The organism is Pseudaeromonas sharmana (genome assembly GCF_042649925.1).
GTDB classification, from domain to species: Bacteria; Pseudomonadota; Gammaproteobacteria; order Enterobacterales; family Aeromonadaceae; genus Pseudaeromonas; species Pseudaeromonas sharmana.
Genome location: NZ_JBHSAF010000002.1, coordinates 135,957 through 157,894 on the forward strand (window position 1 = coordinate 135,957; position 21,938 = coordinate 157,894).

A 21,938-nucleotide genomic window follows, 5' to 3' on the forward strand; every position below is an offset into this window, starting at 1 on the left:
AGTGTAAGTATTTAGTCGAGCTTTGTCCACGGATGCGGTCAATATGGTGCTGAGGATAGCGCAAGGCAGTATTGCAGATTTGTCGATGTAAGCCTCTCTGGCGCGTTGCATACTGAGTTTTCACTTCTAAATTTTGCACAGGGATGGCAACAAGCATGGCGACACAATCAACGTTGTCGGCGTCTCGGGCGCTGAACCGACAGGATTACCAAACGCTGTCACTCTCGGCGCTGGGAGGCGCTCTCGAGTTCTACGATTTTATTATTTTCGTGTTCTTCGCCGTGATTGTGGGCGATCACTTCTTTCCGGCGGATATTCCGGAGTGGCTGCGTCAGTTTCAAACCTTCGGTATCTTTGCTGCGGGTTATCTGGCACGCCCGCTTGGCGGCATTATCATGGCGCATTTTGGCGATTTGATCGGCCGCAAGCGGATGTTTACCTTGAGCATCTTGCTGATGGCGCTGCCGACCTTGCTGATCGGCCTGTTACCCACGTATGCCCAGATTGGCATGGCTGCGCCGCTGCTGCTATTGCTGTTGCGCATCTTGCAAGGCGCCGCTATCGGTGGCGAGGTACCCGGCGCCTGGGTGTTTGTGGCCGAGCATGTCCCGAGTCACCGTATCGGACTCGGTTGCGGCATTCTGACCGCGGGGCTGACGGCGGGTATCCTGCTGGGCTCACTGGTGGCCACCGCGTTGAAGACCAATTTGTCACCCGAGGCGGTGGCCTCTTGGGGCTGGCGTCTGGCGTTTGTACTCGGTGGCTTGTTTGGCATTCTGGCGATGTATCTGCGCCGCTGGTTGCACGAAACGCCGGTCTTTGCCGAATTGCAGGCCCGCAAGGCGCTGGCAGCGGAGCTGCCATTAAAGTCGGTGCTGCGTGAGCACAAGGCCTCGGTATTGCTGTCGATGCTGCTGACCTGGCTATTATCGGCAGCGATTGTCGTGCTGATCCTGATGGCCCCCACCTACCTGCAGAAGAGTTTCAACGTGGCACCGGCCGAAGCGATGCAAGCCAATTCGCTGGCGATCATCTGTTTGACGCTGGGATGTGTGCTGGTGGGGCGTATTATCGATGCCATGGGTAGCGGTCTGACCTTCTTGCTGGGATCCTGCGGCCTGGCGCTGGCGACCTGGTGGTTTTTTGATGGCCTGCAGCAAGGTGGTGAGCAGTTGTTCATGCAGTATGCGCTGGTGGGGGCCTTTGTCGGCATTGTCGGTGCCGTGCCGTTTGTCATGGTCCAGGCTTTCCCGCCAGTCGTCCGCTTTAGTGGTCTCTCTTTCTCCTACAACGTGGCCTATGCAATTTTTGGTGGTGTGACGCCGATGCTGGTGACCTTGTGGATGAAGGAGGAGGTTATGGCCCCCGCTTATTATGTGATGGGGTTATGCGCGCTCGGTGCCGTGATTGGCCTGTTTTTGCTATTGCAGTCGCGTCGGGCGTTGCGTTTGCAGGCCTCCGCAGTGTGATAGCGCGATAAAAACCACAGGCGACAGCGGGAGAAACCTTGGCGTCGCCTGTCTCGTTTGCCAGAATAGAGCCCTCGTTGTTCAGAGTGTCCTCATCATGTCTCTAGTCTCGTCGTATCGCCGGATCCTGTCAGGGGCCAGTCTGGCGTTTGCGCTTGTTTTGTTGCTGGCCGTTCCGGCTCAGGCTCGTCCACTAAATGAAGTGCTGCCCCAATTTGATCGTGATGTGGAGCGCATCTTTGGGGCCTATCATGTGCCCGGCGCGGCACTGGCCATAGTGCAGAACGGCAAAGTGGTCTATATCAAGACACTCGGCGTCGGCAGTACCAAGACGCGCAACCCGGTAAATCCCCACACTGTGTTCCGACTGGCTTCGGTCTCCAAGACGTTCGCGGCAGTACTGGCAGGTCAGGCGGCCTACGAGGGGCAGATTCGGTATTCTGATCCGCTGAGTCGCTATCTGCCGGGCTTCCGGCTCAAATACGATCCGCAACAGCGTCTGACGTTACGCAATGTCCTGTCGCATACCAGTGGTCTGCCGCATAACGCCAACGATCACCTGCTGGAATCTGGAGAGTCCTATTCCGCCTTGCTACAAAAAACCCAGCGCCTTGGTGCCAGCTGCCAGATTGGTCGTTGCTTCGGTTACCAGAACATACTCTACTCGACCATTGGTGATGTACTCAGCCGGCAACTGGGGCACTCTTATGCCGATTTGCTCAGCAACCGGCTCTTTCGTCCACTCGGCATGAGCGATGCCAGTACCGGCCGCTGGAGCATGCTGAACAACCGTAATGTTGCCGTCCCGCACGTCAAGGGGGGCGGGGGCTGGGTTCCGCGCGCCATTACACAACCTTATTACAACGTGCTACCGGCGGCGGGCGTCAATGCTTCCATCACCGATATGAGCAAGTACCTGGCGGCGGTGATGGGGTATCGACCGGATGTGATTCCACCGGCGGTAATGGCGGAGCTGACGCGCCCAGTGGTGCGTTCGCCCAAGGAGGGCGCTACGTCGAAGTGGCGGCAGACCCGCATCAAACAACCGATGTATGGCATGGGTTGGCGCATTTTCCAGTACAACGGCAACCACAAGATGATCTTCCACGCCGGTGGACTCTCCGGTGTGCGTTCTCGTCTGGGTTTTTTGCCGGAGAAGAATATCGGTCTGGTGATGATGTGGAACGCGAACGAATCACGCCCGGAAGTGTTGATGCCGATGCTGTTCGATCGTTTGCTGGATCTGCCGGCCGTAGACTATCTGGATGGGGCGGCGAGTTCGGGCGCCGGGTTTTACACCAACCGGCAGACGGTGACGACACCGGTCGCGGCGTCCGCCGTAGCGGCCACTGCGGCGGCGACCTCGGCACTGACGGCCCGCAAGGCGGCGGTGCGCAATCCCCCTGCCGCCAGCTATCGCAGCAAGCCGACAGTGCCGCGCAGTGGTGCTGTGACGCAAGCCGTCGTGGAGCCCAAGCCGGTGGCCGCACAGCAATACGGCGTTACGGTCGACAGCGATGGCATCCGCAGTCTGACGGCGCAACGGGTTGGTTACGATCCGGCGACAGGGCCAACTCTGCAGGCGCGTCAGGTGACACAGGTTAAAGCGCCGTCATCCGTCAAAAAGCAGAACTCGAGGTCTGTCTCGGCAAAGAAAACATCGGTTAAGAGCACCCAGGCCAAGAAAAAGAGCGGCAAGAAGAAAAAAACGCCAGCACGCAGTACCAAGCACAAAACCCGGTATTGATGGCCTGGACGCACTGTGTCCTGTTGTTGTGCTTAACCGGTGATCCCGATGGGTTCAAGAGGCCGTCGGGATCGGCTCCCCGCGCTCTGCACGTAAGTGACGTTAACCCCTAATCTGATGTTCACATGAGAGCTTGGCATGCGGCTTGATAGAGATCGTCATTCGCTGACGAGAGGTCAAGGACATGCGTCATCATCTGGACTGGTCCAATTATCATGATCAGGGTATGGGCGATGCCTATGCCGATATTCCCCGCCTGGGTGGCGATTTTGCCAAGGCCGTCGCCGTTTGCATTCGCAGTGGCGTCTGCGAGCAGCTGACATCATCCGGTGTGATGTGCCCCAGCTATCGCCTGACGCCTGGCGAAGATAACTCGCCGGGTGGTCGGGTGCGGCTGCTGAAAGCGGCGCTGAATCATCCTGATCCCCATCACTGGTTACAGGAGCCTCGACTGGCGCAGGCGATGGCCTCCTGCGTTGGGTGCAAAGGGTGTCAGCGAGAGTGCGAGAACAGCCTGGATATGGCTGCTATCCGCGTTGAGTATCTGGCACAGAAAGGAGGGCATTTTCGCAAAGCCTGGCGTCGACGGTTGCTATCACGCTTTCCCCTCTGGCTTTGGCGATGGCCATGGCTCGGGCGACTGATACGCTGGCGCAACCGTCATCCCTTCTTGGCGGTGCTTGGGCAGTGGCTACTGGGCATTGCTGCCGATGTCGTGTTGCCCGAGCCGGTGGCGACGCGCGATTTACCGCAGGCGAGTGAACCGCCTGGCACGGGCGTGCCGGTGTTGCTGTGGGTTGATGCCTTTACCGCCCTGTTCGATCCGCAGCAGGTGGCGCAGGCCCGGCGCTTGCTGCGGCAACTCGGCTATGCGGTGCATGTGCTGGCACCAGCGTCAGGGGGGCGAGGGTTCCTCGATTGTGGCCGGGCCGCTTACGCACAAGGCGAGGTAGCGCTGGCTCGCCGCCAGCTGGGTCAGTTGCTGCAGGCATTGCAACCGGCGCTAGTGGCCGGTTGGCCGATCATTGGCCTGGAGCCGTCGGCGTTGTTGATGCTGCGAGATGAATCCCGGCAATTGTGCCCTGAGCAGGCGCCCGCGTTGCGTAGCCGTGCCCGTTTGCTGGAAGAGTTCCTGGCCCATGAGCTGCAGGCAGGCAACATCGCGCTGCCGTTGTCGGCGCTGGCCCGTCCGCTTCTGGTTCATGGGCACTGTCACCAGAAGGCGGCCGGAGCGATGAAGTCGTTACGGCGCCTGTTGCGACAAATACCGGCGTTGCAGGTGGAGTTCATCGAGGCGGCGTGCTGCGGTATGGCGGGTACCCATGGCATCGAGAGTGAGCATGCGGCGGCAGGTGAGGCCATGGCGCGTCAGGTGCTCATCCCGGTTATCGAGTCGCGTCCTGATGCCGAGCTGCTATGTACCGGCATGGCGTGCCGGCATCAGATCACGCGGCTGACCGGGCGTCAACCGCTGACATTGGTGGGCTTGCTGGCGCGCCTGTATGCCGGCAGCGACTAGCTAGCAGCACTCCACCTCAATACGGTCTAGCAAGGTTAAGGCTTCCAGATCCTCCCACTGTTCGAACAGGTCGCGGATCTGGTTGAGGTGGCAGTGAATCATAAATAGATCATCGGGCTTGGGGCCACTTCCGCCGGTGGCTTTTTGGCGAAAGTAGTCCCAAAACGCATTGTTGCGCTCCGGTTGTTCAATGTGACGGTAAATCATCGCCATCAATAAGCGGGCATTGCCATTACAATCAATGCCTTCAAAGCTGACATAGCGATCGGGTTGTTGCTGACACTTGCACTGACTCATGCTGCTCCTCCTGCAGGCCGATTTCATCGTGGGGCCAACCCAGGCTGCAGCAAGATATGCGCCAGCGCAGGCGTGCCATAACAGCCAGTTTCTGGCGGCAGAGTTGGAACAATTGCGCCGACTTTGTGGCATAGCCGACATTTCTTGGCGGTCAGTATGGGTTCGCATGCATCCGCACTACGCTTATAGTCAGAGCCAGACATCAAGCGGGAGAGCGAAATGACAGTGCGTCACGGCGAATGGGACTTTCATGCCGCACCTCCTTTGTTGCAGGTTGAGTTGCGGGGCGCGGTCAATCTGCAAGGCGCGCAGCAGCATATAGCGGCGTTGCGCGCCGTGTTACTTGAGGCTCCGGAGGAGTATAGGGTGATGCTGGTACACATGGAGCAGTGGTTATTTTCCACCAATGATGCCCCCGACGAGTTCCAGCAGTTTCACTACTGGCTGGCGGACAAAACTGCGGTCCGGGATTGCCTGTATATCATCGGTGGGCAGCGGCTCAAGCGTGACTTTATCGAGCTGGGCTGGCCGGCACATAGCCCCATCAGACGGCACTATTTGTCTTGCGGAGCGCAGAGCCAAGCGGTGCTGCAGGAGCATGGTGTCGTGTTGGCAAGTCGCCTGGCTGCCGAGGATTAGCGTTGTTACTGCTCTCGACTGGTCGCCTGATCCGGCATGTCGGCGGCCTGGCAGTGCATCAGCAAGAACTCCTCATCCAGCGGTGAAAGGTCAAAGCGCAGTGCAGCCTCCTCAATGGCGATTCGATCATGCCGATGCTGATCGCTGAGCCAGCGGACGGCAGCGATCAAATCGTTACCTTTGGGCAAGAGGCGACAGTCACTCATGGCCGACTCTCCACAACCTTCCTCTGCTATTGAGTATAGCCCTGTGTCCCCGTGCTCGTCGGGCGGTACTCCGCAGCAGGCTGTGGTATGGTGGCGGAACTACATACTCAATCCTCTGCGCGCGCTGTAATGAAGTTGCCTTGGCTGCTGTTGCTTATCCTGTTGTCCCCGGTGCTGTGTTACGCACCGGCGCAGGCGGCTTTGCGCGAAGCGTGGCCGGATTCGTTAGCCAGTCATCCTGGATTCAATGCCGCATCGCGGGCGGAGATTCTCAGTTTCGGTGCTGAACTGATGACCAGTGAGCTGCTGCCGCTGGAGGATCTGGCGCGTCAAATCGGGGGCGATAATGCCGACGGCTTGCGTCTGGAGCAGTATCGACAGCTGTTGTGGCGGCGACTCCTGACGGCCTATCGTGCCGCCAGCCAGGAGTGTCCGCGCTGTGCCCATCCGGCAACGGTGGCTGAGATGCGGCAGTTGCTGCTGTCGCCGCCTGTGTTGCCGGAGCGCTATCTGGTCTGGCAGAAGCTGTCGCGCGAATACCATGCCCGCTACCTGCAACATCTGTTGCGACGGGCATTGGCTGTCGATATCGGGGGCGCGAACGAGAGTGTCATGCTGACCCCGGATGAACTGACCGGTTTCGAATTGATGGATGGTGAGTTCCTGCTGACCTTCGACGGCGGGCCCTCTGTGCTGAGCGACAACCGTCGGCTGGTGCAGATGTTGAATCAGTCTGGCCAGAATGCGGTGTTCTTTCTGGTGGGTACGCTATTGCAAGATCGATTGCATGCCGGCTCATTACAGAATGATGCCTATGCCGACAACTGTGTGGCAACGCAAGGCATGTTGCCGCAGCCTCTGCTCGTGCAGGCTGATTGGAGTGTTTCGCTGGCACAGGGGCGCTGGGTGTTGCAGTCTTTGACTGAGACCACGCGGTTGCCCTGGTTTCGCCCTCCAGACGGGTTGCGCGACCTGGAGATCAGTACGCGGGCGCCAGGACGCGTGATCCTGTGGAACATCGAGAGCCATGATGCGGCGGCTGATGCCAGTGCGGAACGCGTCACTGACGAGGTCATGACTCAGATGCTGCTATGGCGTCGCGGCGTGATCCGCTTTCATGAAACCCAACCCTGGGCGGCCACTATCTTGCCTGCCCTATTTGCCCGCTTGCAGACCAGCCCGGTCCGGTGGGTGGATTGTCGCACCTATGCCGATCATTGATGGGCGGCCGTATGATGGTTAGCGTACCCGTTTCACCTGATACCAGCCTCCCAGAACCATGAACTCCGATTCGCCATCCAGTGTCCCTGGTAACAGCGAGTCAAAGCAGACGATTTTGCTCAGCGGTACCCAGACTGCGCAGACATGGGCACCGAAGCGATACGCTTCGTCAATTTGCTGAGTAAAGGAGCTGAGGTTGTTCAAGGCCTGTGTGCTTTCCTCGGTATGCCGGGGCAGGGGCTGGTGGCTACCACGGTAAAGCTGCAGATGACGCTGTCCCGGGTAGCGACACGCCAGCTCGAATTGACAGTAGCTGTACAGCAGATCGAGCTGGCGGGCCAGATCATGGGTGTGGTAGGTGGCACGTACCCAAGCCTGGCGAAACTGCCAGGCCGCTTGGGCTTCGTCGTCACTGATCGCCTCCTTGTGGTATCGGGTACGCAGGCCGAATCGCGACTCGACCCAGCCACGCCACGCGGCCCCGGCATCGGAATCCGAGTCAAAGAGCCAACCGATGAGCAGGCGTCGATAATTCATGTTCGGGCGGGGTATTGGCTCGGCCTCCGGCCAGGGTGTCAAGCCATGATCCGGTAGGCGAAAATGGACGGCCATGTAGTTGGTAAACAATCGTGCACGACTGGCGGCGTCGGGTTGCTGTTGCAGGCGTGCAAACAGGTCGCCGTGATGGATGGCGACCCCATCAATCTCCAGAGGGACCGGATGTTGCTGATAGGTCAGCGAGGCAATGAGCCAGCCGGGAAGATTGCAATGGTTCAGTGGCAAGGCCAGGGCATGACAATCCAGTGTCGGCTCAGCCATGGTTGCGCCTCCCCTCATCGCCGCTGACCATGCCCAGCGCATAGAGCTGGTCGGCCAACATCCGAATCTCGTCACCTTTGTGCAAGGCCGCGAACCAATCCTGGCGAATACCTTGCAATCCGTAACAGGCGCCGGCCAGCTGGCCGGCGACGGCCGCCGTGGTGTCAGCATCGTTGCCGAGGTTGGCGGCGGCGAGTACGCAGTCGGCGAAGTTGTCGGTATGCCAAAAACACCAGAGCGCCGCCTCGAGGCTTTCGATGACAAAGCCGCTACCATGTAGCTGGTCGTAGGTTTTTCTCTGCCAGTCACCCTGTTGCAAGCGCTGCACTTCCGTGGTCGTACAGAGATTGACCTCGGGTAGACACTCCCTGGGCCCGGCACCATGCAGCAGGCGTAGCAGGATCTGGCTCAGCAGGGCGCAACTGTCGAGGCAGAGTGCCGCACCGTGCGTCGTCCGTGAACTGTCGATGGCCATCTGTCGGGCGAGTTCCGGCTGGGAGTGGAACGCGATTGCCACCGGAGCCAAGCGCATGATCGAGCCGTTGCCGGAGGTCCAGCGACCATGGGGACCGGAGAAGGGCTCTCCTGTCCGCTGAAAGCGGCGCAGGGCGCCAGAGACAGTGGTGCCGACATCAAAGCAGTTTCCGATGCTGCTCATGTAGCCATGATCAAGCCAGTTGCAGTAGCGTTGCATCTGATCGGTGGCATTGAAGCCTCTACAGGACACCAGGCTGTGGCCCAGGCACAGCGCCATTGACGTATCATCGGTCCAGTACCCTTTTTTCAGGCAAAAATGACCGCCCCCCACCATGTCGGTCAGTGGCTTGAAGCTTCCTGGGGGCCGAAATTCCAGGGTCGTTCCCAGCGCATCGCCGATAGCCAGGCCGATCAGCGCGCCGCGACAACGATCCTGCAGTTCAATACGCATATTTCCCCCGCATTTCTGTCGCCAAGACGACAGCGATGTCATGACTGTCACATGGACTAAACCTTTCTAATTTATAGAAAGATAGCGCCGTAATTTTGCTATTTTTATCAGTGATGTGGCTGGCTAGAGTAGCGACGTCAAAGGCAAATTCCATTTTCAAATCCCGAGGTGAACATGGCAAAGATATTGGTCATCAAATCCAGCATTCTGGGCAGCTATTCCAGCTCAGGTTTGTTAATCGATGAGCTGTTGGCGGAAAGTGCCAAGCAAGATTCATCCCAGACTGTGCTACTGCGTGATTTGGGCGCACAACCGCTGGCGCAGCTCGACGCCGAAATTCTCGGCGCATTCGGCGGTGCCGCCGAACTGAACGAGCGCCAACAAGCGGCAGTGACCTTGTCTAATGATCTGGTGGCCGAGATTCAGTCTGCCGACCGCATTATCATCGGTGTGCCCATGTATAACTTCGGTATCCCAACCCAGCTCAAGACCTGGCTTGATTATATCTGCCGGGCCGGTGTCACCTTCCGTTACACCGAGCAGGGACCGGAAGGGTTGCTGGCCAACAAGCCAGTATTGCTGGTTACGGCCACAGGCGGCATGCACCGCAATACCGCCACCGATCTGGCGCTGGCGCACGTCAAGACGGTGCTGGGTTTTGTCGGCCTGGCGGATCAGCATGTCGCTTATGCCGAGGGGCTCGGTATGGGGGATGAGGCGCGCCAGAAAGGACTGGATGCGGCACGTGTGGATGCCAGAGAGTTTCTGGCGGCCTGATGATGATAGACGGCACCCAGTGATGGGTGCCGGACGAACACATGGCGCACTTGACTTCAGATCAGGGCAGTCTTACCGGCTGCCCTGCATTTTTTGGCGACCGCCGATGTCTTGCGAACAGACACAAAAGAAACCCCACCGGTCAGGGCGGGGTAGAAATGCGACGACAGCCATCGCGGTCTCACCTCTTCTGGCTGAGTGAAGAAGCGATACCAGAGTCTGGAAGGCGAGACGGCGCTCTGCCCCCTGTCAATATTGTCAGGTCGTCAGCAGGTAGCAGACAAACCCTGTCCAGCTGAGCAGTAACAGGCCCCATGGCAATATGGCCATGCCGCGCCCGGCCCCATGGCAGGCAAGCTCTTCACCCTCATCATGCAGCAACTCTTCAGCAGCAGACGGGCTGTGTTGCCGTTGCCGCAACTCCTGCTTTTTCACCTTGTTAGCGGCACGTTGCCGCGCCTTCTGGTTGCGCTTGAACTCGGCAATACCCTTCTGAATGCCTTGGGCGATCAATTGGGTCTGCTCCTTGCTTTGGCCGGGGACCTGGTTGGCGCGGGCCAACCGCATGGATTCGGCCACCACTTCCGGGGAGACAGATTGGCGTGTCATCGTTAACTCATCAGGATCGGGAGGATGATGGCAATTCTGCCATAGCTGTCGTCTTGCCGACACGGCTATTACCAGTGATAGCCGAGCTCCACACTTAACAGTTGCAGTCCATCATTCGGACTGTCGAGGCCGAGATTGTCATACAGCAGTCCACGCAAGGCACAGGACCAAGCGTGAAAGCGTAGCCCGGTAGCGACTTGTCCTTGCCACTGGAGGTGGTTGCCAAAGGCTCGCGGGCCGAGATCACGCCGGCTGAGATAGGTCAGACCCATGCCCAATTCGATAAACCCCTGCCACTCGGAGTGCCAGTGACTGTTCCATTGCGCAACGGGAGCGATACCGATGGCCAGCAGGTTCTCCTGCTGCCACTGCCAGTCGGCGGCGCTAAACTGCAGCCGCATCGCGGGTAACGGCAACTGTTCCAGCAGCCATGCCGGCTGCAACGGTGTGGTGAAGGTGCCCTGTACGGCCTCAACCCCATCGCTGCCATGCCCCCAGCCGAGGGTCAGGCCATCCAGTGCGAATGCGCCTGGTGACACTGTGGTCAACAGGAAAAATAGTGGCCAGGCTGTACGGCACATTGTTGCCTCCAGATTCGGTAGCTACTTCAAGCATAGCCCTGTTGGCGCGCCGGAGTCAGCTCCTGGTCACCACCTCGACATCCCAGGCGGGGAGATGGCCGAGCTGAAGTCGCAGTCTGTCGCCGGCGTGCAGGGGGCCTACTCCGGCGGGCGTCCCGGTCAGCACCAGATCGCCGGGGCGCAGTGTAAAATGCTGACTGATTTCGGCGACCAGATCGACCATCGGCCATATCATCTGTCGGCTATCCCCGCGCTGCCGTATTTCGTCGTTGACGGTTATCTGGAAACACCAGGGGGCGAGCAGGTCATCACGCTGGAGTGGGACGAATGGCGAGACCGGGCAACTGCCATCAAAGGCTTTGGCTTTTTCCCATGGATATTGTCGCTGTTTCAGTTCGCTTTGCAGATCGCGCAGCGTCAAATCGAGCGCCAGGGCAATACCGGCAACGCCCGCCATGGCCTGCTCGCGGCTGGCGCGGGTCAACGTCTGCCCAATCAAGAGTGTTAGTTCGCCCTCAAAGTGAACGGCGCCTGCGTCACCGGGTATGACGATGGGGCCTGGCAGGTGTCGAAAGGCTGTATCCGGCTTGATGAACAGCAAAGGTGTATCCGGAATGGCATTGCCCAACTCGGCGGCGTGAGCCGCATAGTTTCTGCCGACGCACACCGCCTTGCCGGGATGCCAAGGTACGGTATCGCCTTGAAACCAATAAAATGTCTCTATCATCAGTACCCTCCTGAATGCGGGAATCAGACTCCATCCTGCCTGATTTCGCTGCTACAGGTCTATACTGCACTGGACGGTCCCTTGTGGCGCCCTCTGCGCCACCATGCACAGGAGGCAGGCATGGCGCACTATTCGTTGGCGCTACGAGAAGTTCTGGTGGCACTGGGTGGAGCACTCGACTTCGTCGGCGTCGATGATTTGCAGCATGGCAAGCGGGTAGCCATCATGGCGGTTGCCTGCGCCGCTCATGCCGGTTGGGACGAAGAAGAGCAGGCCCTGTTGATGGCGTTCGGCTTGCTGCATGATTGCGGAGTTTCCAGCACCCAGGTCCATCACCGGCTGGTGGATGAGTGGGATTGGCAAGGCAGTCAGCAGCACGCCATCCGTGGCGCCGAGCTGTTACAGCAATGCCGTTTGTTGTCCCATTTGTCGACGCTGGTTCGCTATCACCATACCCACTGGTGCAATTTACTGGATCTGGACTTGCCCGAGCAGACCAAGCGTTTGGCAAACCTGGTTTTTCTGGTCGACCGTGTCGATGCACTGCGGGCCCATTATGCCAGCAGCCATCAGGATCTGCCGGCCCCTGAATATTGGGGGCAGCAGATAGCCCGCCATGCCGGACAGGAGTTTGCCCCTGAGCTGTACGCTTTGTTCGTCGCGGCTTCGGCCAATGATGTGTTCTGGTTGCAGCAATCACCGGATGTGCTGGATGACGTGCTGATGCGTTGGGCCCAGGCTGACGCTGAGCTGATCGTGAATTTCGAGGACCTGCTCGAGCTGGGGTTCATGTTTGCCAACATTGTGGACAGCAAGAGCCCGTTTACCTTCAGCCACTCTCTAGGCGTCAAGGCTGTCGCCGGCTGGTTGGCCGAGTGTCTGCACCTGCCGGCTGACGAGAGAGAATCCGTGATCCTCGCCGCGCTGCTGCATGACCTTGGCAAACTCAGAGTTGAGGATCGCATGCTGGATAAACCCGGCCCCTATGACGAGCAGGAGCGACGCTTGATGCACCGTCATGTGTTTGATACCTGGCAATTGTTGAAGCGCATTCATGGCTTTGAGCACATCGCCCGTATCGCATCCATGCACCACGAAACGCTGGACGGTCAGGGTTATCCGCAGCGGCTCAGCGCCGGTGACTTGCCGTTGGCCGCCCGGATTGTGGCCGTCGCCGATGTCTTTCAGGCGCTGGTGCAAAACCGCCCCTACCGGGCACCGATGACACTGGATGCGGCACGTGACGTGATGACGCAGATGGTGATCCGCGGCAAACTGGATCCTGAGCTGGTCGGGGTGCTGTTTGCCCATGGCGAGACGGCGTATCAACTGGCGCGAGCTCATGAGCCTGCGAGCTGATTTTCAAAATGAAAAAAAACGTCGTGTGATAGACCATCAGCGGTTGTATGCCACGTCGAAATCCATATGATCGCTGCAGCCCTACTGGGTGTGACTGGATGAAGCGAAAGGAGTGGATGCGGTGTACAAGATGGTGGCCTGTCTGTTGTGGATGATGACAGGAGCGGTGGCTCAGGCCGATATGCTGAGGAATCCGGCGTTGACCGGTGAGATGAGAGCCGATCTGGTCGTTGTCAGAAAGTCGCAGTACAGCATGACGCTACTCAAGGATGGCAAGCCGATACGCCAATACTGGATTGCGTTGGGAGAAAATCCCCGTGGCCCCAAGGTGCGTAAAGGTGACAAACGCACCCCGGAAGGACGTTATCTGCTCGATTACAAGAAAGAGAACTCCAATTTTCACAGGGCAATTCATATCTCCTATCCCAATCTGGATGATCTGAACCGGGCCAAGGCGCTGGGCGTCGAGCCTGGCAACATGGTCATGGTGCACGGCCAACCCAATACAGCCAAGGACAAGTCGGTGCAGCGCTCCAACTGGACGAATGGCTGTATTGCTTTGCTCAATCACGATATGGATGAGTTCTGGCAACTGGTGGAACCTGGTACCCCGATTGAGATTCGCCCCTGACAGGTCGGGGAAACGCACGCCTGTCTGGCTGAAAGACGTCGCGTGACCTGGCTGGAGCTATGGCTTCAAGGCTAAGGTAAGTGTGATCGTATGAAGAGTTGGCGTTACTGGATAGGCGTGTTGGCCAGTCTGGCCGTGCTTACGCTGGCATTTGTGGTCATGTACCACCTTGCTCATGCGTATCACTGGCAGGATGTGCGACGGGAGATCGCACTGCTCTCCTGGTCCCAGATTCTGTGGTCGGGGTTGTTTACGCTGGCCAGCTATCTGCTGTTGACCGGCTACGACTGGCTGGCGGTTCAGGAAGTCGGGGGGCGATTGCCCTATCGACGTATCGCACTGACCTCGTTTATCGCCTACACCTTCTCGAACACGCTGGGCTTTGCGCTGGTGACCGGGACCTCGGTGCGTTACCGCTTCTATTCGGCTCTGGGGCTGTCGCCGGGACAGATCGCCCGGATCGTGTTTTTCTGCTCGGTGACCTTCTTTCTTGGCTTATTGCTCATCGGTGGCGTGGCGCTGAGTTGCGGTTTTCAGACCTTGCCGGACGCCATGTTGCCGACCTGGTTGCGACCATGGTTGCATCTGCTCGGGCTGGGGTGCGTGTTGCTGGCGCTCGGCTATCTGGTGTTGCCGCTGTGGCGTCGTCGGCCGTTGCAGTTTCGTGGCCATACCTTGCCCCATCCGACCGCGGGGCGAGCCTGGGCGCAATTGCTGGTGGCCAGCGGAGACTGGGTCATGGCCGCCGCGGTGTTTTATGCCTTGTTACCCGCCTCACCCGAGGTGGGCTATGGACATGTGCTGTCCATTTTCGTCATAGCCAACCTGCTTGGCGTGCTGGCCCATGTGCCAGGTGGCATCGGGGTCTTTGAGTCCGTGGTCGTGCTGCTGCTCTCAGCCGTGATGCCCGCCTCTCAGGTGCTCGGCGCGCTGGTGCTCTACCGCCTGATCTATTATGTGCTGCCCTTCTCTGCGGCCCTGATGCTGTTCGCCGGCAGTGAAATGCTGACCCGGTGGCCAAACTGGCGGCCGGTTGGTCAGTTGATGGCGGGGATGCGTTCGTTGCTACCGGCGCTTATCAGTTTGGGGACCTTTGCCGGCGGAACCCTGTTGCTGTTGTCGGGGGCCACGCCGGGCATTGCCTCGCGCATCGATCAGTTGTTGGCTGTGCTGCCGCTTCCCCTGCTTGAATTGTCCCACCTGCTGGGTAGCGTGAGCGGCGTCCTGCTGTTGTTGCTGGCGCGCAGTCTCTACCGGCGGTATGACTCTGCCTTTCGGATCACGCTGGTGTTGCTGGGGGCAGGGGTCCTGGCGTCACTGTTGAAGGGGCTGGATTGGGAGGAGGCGGCGATCCTGACGGTCCTGATACTGTTGATGTGGCCTTGCCGTGATCTCTTTTATCGTCGGGGCTCCCTGTGGCACGCTCCGCTGTCGGCTGGCTGGTTGCTGGCCTGTGGCGCTGTCCTGCTCGGGGTAATTTGGGTCTTGTTGTTCTCCTACCGGCATGTTGATTACAGCCATGATTTGTGGTGGTACTTTGCGTCGGATGGCATGGCCTCGCGTGGGCTCAGGGCCATGGGAGCGGTCGTGGCCGTGCTGGCGGTTGCCGGTTTTGCCTATCTGCTGCGCCCGATGCCAATGTTGGCGGGCCAGCCCGATGCCGCAGCACTGGCACAAGCCAGCGCGATTATCCGCACGGCAAGTGGCAGTCATGGCCACCTGGCATTGCTTGGAGATAAAAGCCTGTTATTTGCCACTGAGGGGGATGCATTTTTGATGTATGCCATCAGCGGCCGCAGTTGGGTGGTGATGGGAGAGCCTGTGGGTAATCCCGCACGGTTTGCCGCGCTGCTCTGGCAGTTCCGTGAGTTGTGCGATCAGCATGATGGCTGGCCTGTGTTATATCAAATCTCGCCCGGGTTGTTACCGTTGGCGCTGGAACTGGGCCTGATGCCGCTCAAGCTTGGCGAAGAGGCACTGATTGAGCTGTCCGGTTTTGCGCTGGCCGGGAGCCAGTGGCGCTCGCTACGTCAGTCCCATAGCAAGGCTCAGCGCGAGGGTATGTGTTTTAGCGTTATCGAGGCCGATGAGGTTGCCGCCTGGCTGCCCGAGCTGGAACGCATATCACGGCACTGGCTGGCGGAAAAGCAGGGACAGGAAAAAGGGTTCTCGGTGGGGTGGTTTCAACCTGAGTATTTGTGCCGGGGGCCGATGGCGCTGGTTCATTGCCAACAACAGTTGGTCGGTTTTGCCAATCTCTGGGTCAGCGATAGCAAAGACGAGCTGTCGGTTGATCTGATGCGCTATGACAGCGCAGCGCCTGGCGGCATCATGGATTTCCTGTTTACCGAGTTGCTGCTCTGGGGGCAGGCCGCAGGCTATCGTTATTTCAATATGGGCATGGCGCCGATGTCCGGTTTCGCTGCGCATCCCCTGGCGCCTTTCTGGGGCAAGATGGCGATGCTGGTCTATCACAAGGGCAATCGGCTGTATAACTTCCAGGGGTTGCGGCGCTACAAAGAGAAATTCAATCCCCAGTGGCAACCACGTTACCTGTTGTGCCCAGGGGGTATCCGGCTGCCACGTCTGTTGTCGCAACTGGTGAGCTTGATCAACCGGGGCGCATTCGGGGTCATCAACAAATAGTGGAGGTGGCATGCGTCTGGGTGGAGTCGTCTTGTGGCTGCTGTTGTGGGCTGTGCCGGCCACTGCCGCTGATTTGGCGTCGTCACTGGGGGTGGTTAGCCTGCCTGTCAGCCGTGATAACCAGTGCCCGCTGGTGGTTTTCCTCAGTGGTGATGGCGGCTGGGCCGCGCTGGATCGTGGTGTCAGTACCCGGTTGCAGGCGGCGGGGTGCCCGGTGCTGGGCTGGAGCTCTCTGACCTATTTCTGGCAACGCCGAACCCCTGATGAAGTGACTGCCGATCTGGTCCGGTTACTCGACCGATATCAGTCACGCTCGCCGCAACGGCGCTTGGCTCTGATTGGATTCTCGTTCGGTGCTGAAATTGTGCCGTTCCTGATCAATCGCCTGCCACAACGCTATCGCCAGCAACTGGTGCTGGCCGCCATGCTCTCGCCATCCACCCATTCCGATTTTGAGATTCATGTTGGCGATATGCTGATGAGCGCCGGCGAGCAGGGATACCCTACGCAACCCGAGGTCATGCGCATACTGGATGTGCCTGTGCTGTGCATGTACGGGCGGGATGATGATGATCCGCTCCAGCTCTGTTCTCGCCTGCAGCAGCAGAATGTGACCGGCATTGGTTTGCCGGGGGGGCACCACTTCGAGGACGATTATCCATGGATGGGACAGATGTTACTTTCCCGCTTGCGGCCCCGTTGATTGTCATCATTTGTCACACTCTGGTCTGCTGGTGACAAAGTTCTGTGACAGCGACGCTTTAGGCTTACATCATCCCAACGATGAGGAGTCTGAACATGAAAAAGCAACATTTTATCGTCCTGCCCGTTCTGTTCCTGGCCGCGTCTGCCGCATGGGCGGCTGGCGGTGATGACAAGGTTGGCCGCCCCCAGCCCGGAGCCCTGTTCGCCCAGGCTGATGCCAACAAAGACGGCAAACTTGATAATCAGGAGTTTGCCGAGCTGCAGCGCCTGCACGAGGCCGAGATGGCCAAGCGTCGTCCGGACTTTACGGCTCTGGATAGCAACGGCGATGGCTTCGTAACCCAGGATGAGCTGCGCGCCGCGATGCAAAAACATCGTGCTGGCTCAGGTCGGCACAAGGGGCCGGCAGGGAACGCGCTGTTTGCTGCCGCAGACAGTGACAAGAACGGTACCCTGAGCGCAGAGGAGTACAAGCAACTGATTGAACTGCGTCAGCAGCGGCAGGCGGCCATGCAAGCGGCTACCCCCGACTTTGCCACGCTGGACAGCAACCAGGACGGCCAGCTCAGCCATGAGGAGCTCAGAGCGGGCATGCGGAGCCTGCATCGGATGCCGCTGACGGCGAATGGCTCCGCATCGCAAGAGTAAGTCTCTCTGACGGCAGACCGGTCACTCAGACCGGTCTTGTCGTTGCAGGAACAATCCCAGCTCCCGATCTTCACCGAGAAAATGGTCCAGCATCCACTCCCTGAGCTGCTCGGTGACATCACTGCACAGCAGTTGCTGGCCACATTGGCAGCGGTGATTCAACTCCTGCGCCTGGGCTGCCAGCCGATCATGCTGGATACGATGCCGCTCCAGATGGGGATAATTCAGGTGCGCCATCAACCGTTCCTCGGTCGCGAAATGTTCCATGGTGAAGTCACATAGCGCCTCCAGCTGACGGGGCAGCTCATCCGAGCGACCGGTATGTGTCAGTGTGCTATGCAGATCATTGAGCAGCGTAATCATCTGCTGATGTTGTTCATCGATGAGGTGGTGTTCGGTCGCCAGTGCGGCGCTCCATTCCATCAGCGGATCCATGGCAAGCCCCTGCTGAAAATGCCCTATGAAGAGTATGGCGTTGTGAGCTGACATTTTGCCAGTCAGCCGTAGACCGAGGAGGGAGGAATCAACCGGGGTGGTATGGAACGAAAAGCGCTGCGTGAACCCCAGTACTGTGCTCCCGATGAGAAGAGACGGGGCTGGGAACACATTACCGCCAGAAGAGGGCCACGCAGCGATAAAAATCAATCACGGAACATAAGATGGTCAGTCAGCCGTATCAGGCGGTGGTCTTTACCACTACCGGCTTCTTGTGTTGTACGGTCTTCTTGTGAGCTTTCTTGGTCGTGTGCGCCGTTTTTTGCGCACTGTTCTTTTTCACGCTGGCAGTGACATGCTTGGTCTGTTTCTTGACCGGTGGCTTGACGCTTTGCTGGGTGGCGGTGGCTGGCGCGCTAGCTGCCGTCGTGGCCGCTGTCGTTTCAGCCATGGCCAGGGAAGAGGAGAGTGCAAAAATGGCGGCCGAGGCCAGAGCGATAATCTTGTTCATCAACGTACTCCAACAGTGACAGGGAGAGGCGGGCAGATGCCCTTGTTCATGCCTCAAGCGTCATCCTAGGGGCTGGGTTGATCGGCGTCAGTGGGAGTTAGGTGACGGTTTGTAACCGTATGTACAGTCGGCATGGGCGTGAGTGGCCAGCGCAGGATAAAGCGGGCGCCACCCAGCGGACTCTCATCCAGAGTGATCGTCCCGTGGTGCGCTCGAACAATGCCGTCGACAATCGCCAGCCCCAAACCACAGCCGCCGGTATGCCGGTCCCGGCTGGGATCGAGCCGCGTGAAGGGTTCGAACACTTGCTCGCGCGCATCTGGTGGAATACCGGGCCCATCTTCTTCGATGCAGAGTCCGGCCACTCCTGGCTGGTCAAGCAGTGAGACGCGGAGTTGTCGTTGGGCATAACGCAGGCCATTGGTCACCAGATTATCCAGCGCGCGGGTGATCAGGCGCCGGTCACCCTGCCACCTGCGCTCGCCGTCAGGCAACGCCAGCTGAATGCGGATGGTCGCGGATAACGGCTGCCATTGTTGATTCACCAACTGCGGCAGCCAGTTCATCACGTCCCATTCCTCCCATTCCAGCTGCGGTGTCGGTTGTTCCAATCTGGCATACACCAGCATCTCGTCGATCAGGCGATCGACTGCATCCAGCTCGGCCACCATTTTCTGTTTGTCACTCTCGGCGAAGGCCGCTTGCAGCTCCAGGCGGTAACGTAGTCGTACCAATGGCGTGCGCAGCTCATGGGCAATGCCACTGGTTAACCGTTGTCGGCTGGCGATCAGCCCCTGCAGATTGCTCGCCATGTGATCGAAGGCAGAAGCCAACCGATGCAGACTGGAGTTGGCTGCCAACTGGCTGCGGGCTTGCAGATCGCCGGTGCCCAGTGCTTGTGTGACTTGCTCCAGACGAATCAGATCGCGCCAATGAGGACGTAGCCACAAAAACACCGGCAACGCCAATGACAGCCCCAACAGAGCAAGCACCAAAAAATCCAGCCAGTGCAGTTCGCGCAGGAATGAGAGGTAGGAGATGGGGCCAACCTGCATCACATAGCCGCTTTCCGGGATCCGTTGCAGGAACTGGTCTTGTTCTTCAAGGACTATGATGTCCCCCTCCTGCAGTGCATGTTGAGCCGTCGGCTCCAGTTGTGCGTTCAGCGTCGACAGCGGCTGGATGCTGATATCAAACGACAGTGGCGAGTCCAGTTGCGAGAGCCGCTCGGCCCAGTGCTCAGGGGGCGTATGCCGCAGCTCGTTGCGCAGCAAAGACAAGGCGCCCTGCATCAGGTCGTCGAGGGAACGGTCCATGGTGCGTTCAAACGTAAAGCGATAGACGCCACCGATAAGCAGCGCCATCAACAAGAAGATGGTGATCAACAGCAGGTAGAACTGGATGAATAATTTGCGCATCGTCGCTCCGTTACCAGGCGTTGGGCGCCAGTAAATAACCGCGTTGACGCACTGTCTTGATGCGTCTGGGGTTCTCGCTATCGTCCTGCAGCTTGCGTCGCAGACGTGAGATGGCGACATCGATACTTCGATCCTGACCATCGTAGTCAAGGCCGCGCAGTGCCTTGAACAGTTGCTCGCGGCTGAGGATCTGTCCGGCGTGACAGGCCAGCTCCCACAGCAGGTCAAAATCGGCGGTCGATAGCGCTATGCTGTCGCCCGCCAGGCGAACATCCCGGCTCTGGGCATCAATGCAGAGACTGCCAAACGCCAGTTGTTGTGGTGGCTGGCGTGGTGCGGGTAATACCTTGTGTGGTTCGACGTTGCGCAGCTGGACGCGCAATCTGGCGAGCAGCACCGGGGGAGGGGTGGTTTTTAGGATGTAGTCGCTGGCGCCCAGTTCGAGCCCCAATATCTGGTTCATGTCGCTGTCCAGCGCGGTCAGCATGACGATCGGGCCGTTGTAGCGAGGGCGCAGGTCACGGCACAACGACAGTCCATCCAGACCGGGCAGCATGATGTCCAGCAACACCAGGTCAGGCTGTTGTGCCAGGATGATGGCCAGGGCGGTATCTCCTCGCGGAATGATCTGCACCTGCATGTCCTGACGGCCAAGAAACTCGGCAATCAACTGACCCAGCTCGGGGTCATCCTCGACAAAAATAATCCGGTACATCAGTAATTGTCTGCCAACTGCGGGTGGCGTCCAGCATACGCCTGCCGGTACTCAGTGCAAGCCGGGGAGCGGGCGCAGCACCAGCGGCTGGCGTGACGGCTGTTGCCACCACAGCGCCAGCATGGTCAGCAGACCGATCAGCCCAAGCACCAGCCAGGGAAATGCCGAGTGTCCGGTCTGATGACCCAGATCGTATAACCAGCCACCACCGAGGTAGCCGGCCAGCCCGCCAAAAGCCAGACCGATCCGGCTGAACCCCATGTAACTGCCCCGGGCAGCGGGGTTCGCCAGTGACGTGAGCAGGGTTTCCCGTGCTGGTTCTGCCAGGCTGGAGCCCAGATAGAACAGGCCGATCAATACGAACAGTGGCACCAGGTGCTGCACCAGCGATACCAGCACCATGGCCAGTGTCATGATCCCGAGCCCGGCGATGAGACGGCTATGCAGCGAGAAGCGCTTTTCACTCCAGCGTGCCAGCGGATAGAGCAGTGTCAGTGCAATCAGGCTATCGAGCATGTACATCCAGCCTACGGCCTGAGCGTGGCCTGCCAACGTCTTGACCAGAATCGGCAGCATCAGCATCACCTGCACGCCGAGGATGAAATAGCCGCTGAGGGTCAACACCAGACGGACAAAAGCTTTGTCGCTCAGAACCTGATGCATACCTGCCTTGAGTGGCTGTCGGGCAATCGACAGCCGGTAGGCCGGTAGCAAGGTGGCGTTACACAAGGCGGCCAGACAGAACAGACCGGCAGCGGTCCAGCAGACATAGTGAAAATCGTAGGCCAGCAACCAGCTTCCGAGCAGGGCGCCAAGGACAGAGCCGGCGCTGTCTTGCACCATCATCAGGGAAATGAAGCGTCCGCGTTCACGAGGGCGGGTAAATTTGATGATCAGTGCCGAGCGAGGGGGATCAAACAACATGCCGCCGAGGCCGGATACTACGCAGGAGGCGATCAGGATCCAGGGCTGATCTGCCAGTGCGAGGCTGGCAAACCCCGCAGCGCGCAGCAGCATGCCTGTAACGATCAGGGGGCGGGCGCCGAAGCGGTCAGCCAGTGAGCCACCAAAGATTCCGAGCCCCTGTTGGGTCAGTTGGCGCAAGCCCAGTGCCAGCCCGACCAGACTGGCTGCCCAGCCGAGACCATCGACAAACCGGATGCTGATTAATGGCATGACGACGAAGAAGCCAAGAATAACCAACATGTTATCCAGCAACAGGAAGTACTTGCCCAACTGGCGGGCGCGGCTAACGGAAACCATGGTGACCTCGGGACCACAAATCGCTGCACAGTTGCGCCAGAAGAAGGCAAGCCCTGTCTGTATAGCGG

The 21,938-nt window shown here is 59.1% G+C and carries 23 protein-coding genes; 11 read left to right on the plus strand and 12 right to left on the minus strand.

What is annotated here, in order from left to right; translation table 11 throughout:
* Positions 1-155 precede the first annotated feature (155 nt).
* The 3 genes from ACFOSS_RS04115 (at position 156) to ACFOSS_RS04125 (ending at position 4,735) form a co-directional block, all read left to right on the plus strand.
* On the plus strand, positions 156-1,469 hold the full coding sequence (locus tag ACFOSS_RS04115; RefSeq protein WP_377150791.1) for an MFS transporter: 1,314 nt from the start codon (positions 156-158) through the stop codon (positions 1,467-1,469).
* A gap of 97 nt (positions 1,470-1,566) precedes the next feature.
* Positions 1,567-3,216: a serine hydrolase domain-containing protein gene (locus ACFOSS_RS04120; RefSeq protein WP_377150792.1), complete on the plus strand. Its 1,650-nt coding sequence runs from the start codon at positions 1,567-1,569 to the stop codon at positions 3,214-3,216.
* A 184-nt stretch (positions 3,217-3,400) separates the two neighbouring features.
* On the plus strand, positions 3,401-4,735 hold the full coding sequence (locus tag ACFOSS_RS04125; protein ID WP_377150793.1) for a (Fe-S)-binding protein: 1,335 nt from the start codon (positions 3,401-3,403) through the stop codon (positions 4,733-4,735).
* Here ACFOSS_RS04125 and cowN read toward each other — a convergent pair whose 3' ends face one another.
* On the minus strand, positions 4,736-5,032 hold the full coding sequence (gene cowN, locus ACFOSS_RS04130; RefSeq protein ID WP_377150794.1) for a N(2)-fixation sustaining protein CowN: 297 nt from the start codon (positions 5,030-5,032) through the stop codon (positions 4,736-4,738).
* A gap of 219 nt (positions 5,033-5,251) precedes the next feature.
* Here cowN and ACFOSS_RS04135 point away from each other — a divergent pair, with 219 nt between their 5' ends.
* A complete protein-coding gene (locus tag ACFOSS_RS04135) occupies positions 5,252-5,671 on the plus strand; it encodes a hypothetical protein (RefSeq protein WP_377150795.1) in 420 nt (139 codons plus the stop codon).
* A 5-nt stretch (positions 5,672-5,676) separates the two neighbouring features.
* On the opposite strand, the gene ACFOSS_RS04140 is transcribed toward ACFOSS_RS04135, so the two are convergent.
* Positions 5,677-5,877 carry a hypothetical protein gene (locus ACFOSS_RS04140; protein ID WP_377150796.1) on the minus strand — a complete coding sequence of 67 codons (201 nt, stop codon included), beginning with the start codon at positions 5,875-5,877 and terminating at the stop codon, positions 5,677-5,679.
* A 129-nt stretch (positions 5,878-6,006) separates the two neighbouring features.
* Between ACFOSS_RS04140 and ACFOSS_RS04145 the strand changes: the two genes are divergently transcribed.
* Entirely contained in the window at positions 6,007-7,098 is a 1,092-nt protein-coding gene (locus tag ACFOSS_RS04145) for a hypothetical protein (RefSeq protein WP_377150798.1), read from the plus strand.
* A gap of 18 nt (positions 7,099-7,116) precedes the next feature.
* Here the strand turns inward: ACFOSS_RS04145 and ACFOSS_RS04150 are convergent, their stop codons facing one another.
* Both ACFOSS_RS04150 and ACFOSS_RS04155 read right to left on the minus strand, forming a co-directional pair.
* On the minus strand, positions 7,117-7,917 hold the full coding sequence (locus ACFOSS_RS04150; protein WP_377150799.1) for an NAD(+)--dinitrogen-reductase ADP-D-ribosyltransferase: 801 nt from the start codon (positions 7,915-7,917) through the stop codon (positions 7,117-7,119).
* Complete coding sequence (locus ACFOSS_RS04155; protein ID WP_377150801.1) at positions 7,910-8,845, minus strand: ADP-ribosylglycohydrolase family protein; 936 nt, start codon at positions 8,843-8,845, stop codon at positions 7,910-7,912. The genes ACFOSS_RS04150 and ACFOSS_RS04155 overlap by 8 nt, the downstream gene beginning before the upstream one ends.
* 174 nt (positions 8,846-9,019) lie before the next feature.
* On the opposite strand from ACFOSS_RS04155, the gene ACFOSS_RS04160 reads away from it, so the two are divergent.
* Positions 9,020-9,622, plus strand: a complete 603-nt coding sequence (locus ACFOSS_RS04160; RefSeq protein WP_377150802.1) for an NAD(P)H-dependent oxidoreductase — start codon at positions 9,020-9,022, stop codon at positions 9,620-9,622.
* 258 nt (positions 9,623-9,880) lie between these two features.
* Here ACFOSS_RS04160 and ACFOSS_RS04165 read toward each other — a convergent pair whose 3' ends face one another.
* From ACFOSS_RS04165 to ACFOSS_RS04175, 3 genes are all read right to left on the minus strand, one after another.
* On the minus strand, positions 9,881-10,231 hold the full coding sequence (locus ACFOSS_RS04165; RefSeq protein WP_377150803.1) for a DUF2956 domain-containing protein: 351 nt from the start codon (positions 10,229-10,231) through the stop codon (positions 9,881-9,883).
* A 68-nt stretch (positions 10,232-10,299) separates the two neighbouring features.
* Entirely contained in the window at positions 10,300-10,812 is a 513-nt protein-coding gene (locus tag ACFOSS_RS04170; RefSeq protein ID WP_377150804.1) for an acyloxyacyl hydrolase, read from the minus strand.
* 55 nt (positions 10,813-10,867) lie between these two features.
* Positions 10,868-11,539, minus strand: a complete 672-nt coding sequence (locus tag ACFOSS_RS04175; protein WP_377150805.1) for a fumarylacetoacetate hydrolase family protein — start codon at positions 11,537-11,539, stop codon at positions 10,868-10,870.
* 120 nt (positions 11,540-11,659) lie between these two features.
* Between ACFOSS_RS04175 and ACFOSS_RS04180 the strand changes: the two genes are divergently transcribed.
* The 5 genes from ACFOSS_RS04180 to ACFOSS_RS04200 all read left to right on the plus strand — a co-directional run bounded on the left by ACFOSS_RS04180 (position 11,660) and on the right by ACFOSS_RS04200 (position 17,528).
* On the plus strand, positions 11,660-12,898 hold the full coding sequence (locus tag ACFOSS_RS04180) for an HD domain-containing phosphohydrolase (RefSeq protein ID WP_377150806.1): 1,239 nt from the start codon (positions 11,660-11,662) through the stop codon (positions 12,896-12,898).
* A gap of 181 nt (positions 12,899-13,079) precedes the next feature.
* Positions 13,080-13,529, plus strand: coding sequence for a L,D-transpeptidase family protein (locus ACFOSS_RS04185; RefSeq protein WP_377150990.1), 450 nt, complete (start codon positions 13,080-13,082; stop codon positions 13,527-13,529).
* Positions 13,530-13,619: 90 nt separating this feature from the next.
* Complete coding sequence (gene mprF / locus ACFOSS_RS04190) at positions 13,620-16,175, plus strand: bifunctional lysylphosphatidylglycerol flippase/synthetase MprF (RefSeq protein ID WP_377150807.1); 2,556 nt, start codon at positions 13,620-13,622, stop codon at positions 16,173-16,175.
* 10 nt (positions 16,176-16,185) lie between these two features.
* Positions 16,186-16,878: an AcvB/VirJ family lysyl-phosphatidylglycerol hydrolase gene (locus tag ACFOSS_RS04195; RefSeq protein WP_377150808.1), complete on the plus strand. Its 693-nt coding sequence runs from the start codon at positions 16,186-16,188 to the stop codon at positions 16,876-16,878.
* Between the two features lie 95 nt (positions 16,879-16,973).
* Positions 16,974-17,528, plus strand: coding sequence for an EF-hand domain-containing protein (locus tag ACFOSS_RS04200; protein WP_377150809.1), 555 nt, complete (start codon positions 16,974-16,976; stop codon positions 17,526-17,528).
* A gap of 21 nt (positions 17,529-17,549) precedes the next feature.
* Here ACFOSS_RS04200 and ACFOSS_RS04205 read toward each other — a convergent pair whose 3' ends face one another.
* From ACFOSS_RS04205 to mdtH, 5 genes are all read right to left on the minus strand, one after another.
* On the minus strand, positions 17,550-17,963 hold the full coding sequence (locus ACFOSS_RS04205; RefSeq protein ID WP_377150810.1) for a bacteriohemerythrin: 414 nt from the start codon (positions 17,961-17,963) through the stop codon (positions 17,550-17,552).
* A gap of 241 nt (positions 17,964-18,204) precedes the next feature.
* On the minus strand, positions 18,205-18,474 hold the full coding sequence (locus ACFOSS_RS04210) for a hypothetical protein (protein WP_377150811.1): 270 nt from the start codon (positions 18,472-18,474) through the stop codon (positions 18,205-18,207).
* Between the two features lie 65 nt (positions 18,475-18,539).
* Entirely contained in the window at positions 18,540-19,892 is a 1,353-nt protein-coding gene (gene rstB, locus ACFOSS_RS04215; RefSeq protein WP_377150812.1) for a two-component system sensor histidine kinase RstB, read from the minus strand.
* 10 nt (positions 19,893-19,902) lie between these two features.
* Positions 19,903-20,607 carry a two-component system response regulator RstA gene (rstA, locus tag ACFOSS_RS04220; protein ID WP_377150813.1) on the minus strand — a complete coding sequence of 235 codons (705 nt, stop codon included), beginning with the start codon at positions 20,605-20,607 and terminating at the stop codon, positions 19,903-19,905.
* A 51-nt stretch (positions 20,608-20,658) separates the two neighbouring features.
* Positions 20,659-21,870 carry a multidrug efflux MFS transporter MdtH gene (mdtH, locus tag ACFOSS_RS04225; RefSeq protein WP_377150814.1) on the minus strand — a complete coding sequence of 404 codons (1,212 nt, stop codon included), beginning with the start codon at positions 21,868-21,870 and terminating at the stop codon, positions 20,659-20,661.
* Positions 21,871-21,938: the final 68 nt, after the last annotated feature.

Excerpts from the sequence above, each read along its gene's own strand:
- ACFOSS_RS04180 (WP_377150806.1), top strand. The coding sequence starts at position 11,660 with ATGGCGCACTATTCGTTGGCGCTACGAGAAGTTCTGGTGGCACTGGGT.
- ACFOSS_RS04155 (WP_377150801.1), bottom strand. The coding sequence starts at position 8,845 with ATGCGTATTGAACTGCAGGATCGTTGTCGCGGCGCGCTGATCGGCCTG.
- ACFOSS_RS04205 (WP_377150810.1), bottom strand. The coding sequence starts at position 17,963 with ATGGATCCGCTGATGGAATGGAGCGCCGCACTGGCGACCGAACACCAC.
- ACFOSS_RS04210 (WP_377150811.1), bottom strand. The coding sequence starts at position 18,474 with ATGAACAAGATTATCGCTCTGGCCTCGGCCGCCATTTTTGCACTCTCC.
- rstB (WP_377150812.1), bottom strand. The coding sequence starts at position 19,892 with ATGCGCAAATTATTCATCCAGTTCTACCTGCTGTTGATCACCATCTTC.
- ACFOSS_RS04165 (WP_377150803.1), bottom strand. The coding sequence starts at position 10,231 with ATGACACGCCAATCTGTCTCCCCGGAAGTGGTGGCCGAATCCATGCGG.
- ACFOSS_RS04195 (WP_377150808.1), top strand. The coding sequence starts at position 16,186 with ATGCGTCTGGGTGGAGTCGTCTTGTGGCTGCTGTTGTGGGCTGTGCCG.
- ACFOSS_RS04145 (WP_377150798.1), top strand. The coding sequence starts at position 6,007 with ATGAAGTTGCCTTGGCTGCTGTTGCTTATCCTGTTGTCCCCGGTGCTG.
- ACFOSS_RS04175 (WP_377150805.1), bottom strand. The coding sequence starts at position 11,539 with ATGATAGAGACATTTTATTGGTTTCAAGGCGATACCGTACCTTGGCAT.
- ACFOSS_RS04170 (WP_377150804.1), bottom strand. The coding sequence starts at position 10,812 with ATGTGCCGTACAGCCTGGCCACTATTTTTCCTGTTGACCACAGTGTCA.
- ACFOSS_RS04135 (WP_377150795.1), top strand. The coding sequence starts at position 5,252 with ATGACAGTGCGTCACGGCGAATGGGACTTTCATGCCGCACCTCCTTTG.
- rstA (WP_377150813.1), bottom strand. The coding sequence starts at position 20,607 with ATGTACCGGATTATTTTTGTCGAGGATGACCCCGAGCTGGGTCAGTTG.
- ACFOSS_RS04140 (WP_377150796.1), bottom strand. The coding sequence starts at position 5,877 with ATGAGTGACTGTCGCCTCTTGCCCAAAGGTAACGATTTGATCGCTGCC.
- ACFOSS_RS04125 (WP_377150793.1), top strand. The coding sequence starts at position 3,401 with ATGCGTCATCATCTGGACTGGTCCAATTATCATGATCAGGGTATGGGC.
- ACFOSS_RS04160 (WP_377150802.1), top strand. The coding sequence starts at position 9,020 with ATGGCAAAGATATTGGTCATCAAATCCAGCATTCTGGGCAGCTATTCC.
- ACFOSS_RS04185 (WP_377150990.1), top strand. The coding sequence starts at position 13,080 with ATGCTGAGGAATCCGGCGTTGACCGGTGAGATGAGAGCCGATCTGGTC.
- ACFOSS_RS04150 (WP_377150799.1), bottom strand. The coding sequence starts at position 7,917 with ATGGCTGAGCCGACACTGGATTGTCATGCCCTGGCCTTGCCACTGAAC.
- mprF (WP_377150807.1), top strand. The coding sequence starts at position 13,620 with ATGAAGAGTTGGCGTTACTGGATAGGCGTGTTGGCCAGTCTGGCCGTG.
- cowN (WP_377150794.1), bottom strand. The coding sequence starts at position 5,032 with ATGAGTCAGTGCAAGTGTCAGCAACAACCCGATCGCTATGTCAGCTTT.
- ACFOSS_RS04200 (WP_377150809.1), top strand. The coding sequence starts at position 16,974 with ATGAAAAAGCAACATTTTATCGTCCTGCCCGTTCTGTTCCTGGCCGCG.
- ACFOSS_RS04115 (WP_377150791.1), top strand. The coding sequence starts at position 156 with ATGGCGACACAATCAACGTTGTCGGCGTCTCGGGCGCTGAACCGACAG.
- mdtH (WP_377150814.1), bottom strand. The coding sequence starts at position 21,870 with ATGGTTTCCGTTAGCCGCGCCCGCCAGTTGGGCAAGTACTTCCTGTTG.
- ACFOSS_RS04120 (WP_377150792.1), top strand. The coding sequence starts at position 1,567 with ATGTCTCTAGTCTCGTCGTATCGCCGGATCCTGTCAGGGGCCAGTCTG.